This is a genomic window from Mycobacterium sp. (genome assembly GCF_032161845.1).
Taxonomy (GTDB): Bacteria; Actinomycetota; Actinomycetes; order Mycobacteriales; family Mycobacteriaceae; genus Mycobacterium.
In genome coordinates this window covers 1-2,749 of sequence record NZ_JAVRQA010000307.1, presented here as the reverse complement: position 1 = coordinate 2,749, position 2,749 = coordinate 1, and the positions used below count along the sequence as shown (strand labels likewise).

The window sequence follows — 2,749 nt, the reverse complement described above, 5'->3', positions numbered from 1 at the left end:
TGGACCTTGCGCCCCAGGTAGGACCCGTAGCTGTGCTGGACGTGCACGATCTCACTGCCGTGGGTCGCGCCGAGACCAAGCAACCGCAGGCTCCACGCGGCATGGTCGAAGCGGTAGACGTAGGCCGGCGCGTGCTCGGCATAAGCGTCGGCGAACGCCCAAGTGGGAGCGCCGAACATCGTGTCCGAACCCAGTGCGATGAGGGCACGCCGCCGCGGATAGTCCGGGTACGCCGCCAGCACCCGGTCCTTGGCAGCGGGCGCAGTGCGGGCGAAATACGAGTCGACCATTGGCTGCGTAGTCGGCAGCATCGGCGGCTTGCCCCAGGCGAACATCGACGCCTCGTGACTGTTGGTGCCGACGATCAACGGAATCGGCCACACCCCGCCCACCCTCGCGGCGTCGATCGGATGCATGGGCAGGGAATCGACACCATGGGTCAACCCGTACGCCAACGTCGGCGTGTGCGCCGCACTCTCGCCCTGGAGTTGACCCGCGGCGCGTCGCAGCTGGCGCTGAGGCAGGGACTTCACCTCGTCGACGGACACGCCGAGTCGCTCCACGAACGTCCGGGCCTGCCGCGCGCGGGTCTCCCGGTCGGCGATCAGCGGCAAGGCGGGGCTCTGCGCGATCGCGCGGCTGAACAATCCGTCCGCGAGTGGGCTGGCCAACAACGCCAAAACCGAGGTGGCGCCCGCTGATTCACCAAAGACTGTGACGTGGCCGGGGTCACCGCCGAAGGCGCCGATGTTGTCCCGCACCCACTGCAGTGCCGCCACCTGGTCGCGAAGGGCGAGATTGTCGTCGAACCCTGGGCCGAGGTCGCCGAGTTCGAAGCCGCCGAAGACTCCGAGCCGATAGGTCACGTTGACGACGACCACGTTGCCGTTGGCGGCCAACCTGCTGCCGTTGTAGAGCTGCAGTTGACCCGCCCCGTAGACGAAGGCACCGCCGGGGATCCACACCATCACCGGTAGTGCCGCGCCAGGATCTGGCGACCACACGGTGAGGGTGAGGCATGCTTCGTCGCGAACCTTCGGATCATCGCGCCCACCGCCGACGAAGGACCGCCCCTGCGGTGGCAGCGGACCGTGCTCGACGGCGTGGCGGACTCCACTCCACGACGCAGGCGGGGCGGGCGCGCGGAAGCGCCGGGCACCAACGGGTTGTTCGGCGTAGGCGATCCCACGCCAGACGTTGACGCCGCCATCGGTGGTGCCCCGCAACGTCCCGTACTCGGTGTGAGCGACGGTCGAATCTTCCACGGTTTCGCGCTGGGCGGCCACCGCACGAATCGTAGTGTGGGAAGCTGAACCGGCTGGCGCAGAGCCATCGGCGTTGTCGAAGGACGGGGTGACGGGTGACCTTCAACGAGGGCATGAGGATCGACACGAGCACCACCTCCACCAGCGGAGGAGGCGGTGGCGGCGGCGGTCGCTTGGCGATCGGCGGCGGCGTCGGCGGATTGCTCATCGTCGTCATTGCCCTGTTTCTTGGCGTCGACCCCGGCACGGTGCTGCCACAGGGCGGCACCGGTCAGTACGACACCCAGGGCGTCGACGCGCCCGGCTTCGACACCAGCCAGTGCAAGACGGGCAAGGACGCCAATGACATCCTTGGCTGCCGCATCATCGCGACGGGCAACTCGGTGGACGGCGTGTGGTCGCAGCTGATGAAGGGCTACACGCGACCGAAGATCCGACTGTTCAGCGACAACGTGAACACGGCGTGCGGACCGGCTACCACGGACGTCGGCCCGTTCTACTGTCCCGGGGACAAGACGGCCTACTTCGACACCGCCTTCTTCCAGGAACTCGTCGACCGGTTCGGTTCCAGCAGTGGCCCGTTGGCTCAGGAGTACGTCGTCGCCCACGAGTTCGGTCACCACGTCCAGGATCTGCAGGGCACGCTCGGCCGGGCCCAGCAGGGACCGGGCGGCGCCGAGGGCAACTCCGTGCGCACCGAGCTGCAAGCCGACTGCTACGGCGGGGTGTGGGCGCACTACGCCGCCATCACCAAGCAGGAGGGCACCGACGTGACCTTCCTGGAGCCGTTGACCGACAAGGACATTCAGGACGCCCTCTCCGCGGCGTCGTCGGTTGGCGATGACCGCATCCAGCAGTCCTCAGGCGGCCGGGTGAATCCGGAGTCGTGGACGCACGGTTCGTCGGCCGCTCGGCAGAACTGGTTCACCGAGGGCTACCTCACCGGCGACCCCAACAAGTGCGACACCTTCTCGGCGCAGGACCTGCACGAGGGATGAAGTCGGGGTCCGACGGTTCCGAATCCGCCATCGAGCCAGACACCAAGGACTGGACCTGGGTTCTCGCCGAACCCTGTCCCGACTGCGGCTACGACGCCAGTTCGATTCGCCCCACCGACGTCGCCGCGCGGATCCGGCGCGACGCCGACGGGTGGGTGACGAGGCTGGCGGGCACGCCGGTGACCGAGCGCCCTGCGCCGGGCGTGTGGTCGGTCCTCGAGTACGGCTGCCACATTCGCGACGTGCACCGAATCTTCGCCAAGCGCGTGCACCTCATGCTCACCGAGGACGACCCCCGATTCCCCAACTGGGATCAGGACGAGACCGCTCGCACCGACGACTACGCCTCGCAGGAACCGGGCACCGTCGCCGGCGAGTTGCAGCGGGCGGCCGCGGCCGTAGCAGACGTCTATGCGTCGGTACCCGTCGACGCGTGGTCCCGACGTGGACTACGCAGCAATGGAAGCGAATTCACGATCGCGACGA

3 protein-coding genes are annotated in these 2,749 nt (G+C 68.1%); 2 read left to right on the top strand and 1 reads right to left on the bottom strand.

Annotated features, from left to right (window positions below):
* A partial coding sequence (locus QOD90_RS16765; protein ID WP_526351662.1) for a carboxylesterase/lipase family protein occupies positions 1-1,286 on the bottom strand: 1,286 nt, incomplete at its 3' end.
* A 74-nt stretch (positions 1,287-1,360) separates the two neighbouring features.
* Between QOD90_RS16765 and ypfJ the strand changes: the two genes are divergently transcribed.
* A complete protein-coding gene (gene ypfJ, locus QOD90_RS16760; protein ID WP_526351660.1) occupies positions 1,361-2,263 on the top strand; it encodes a KPN_02809 family neutral zinc metallopeptidase in 903 nt (300 codons plus the stop codon).
* Positions 2,260-2,749: DinB family protein (locus QOD90_RS16755; RefSeq protein WP_526351658.1), on the top strand; the 490-nt coding region annotated here is incomplete at its 3' end. The genes ypfJ and QOD90_RS16755, both read left to right, overlap by 4 nt.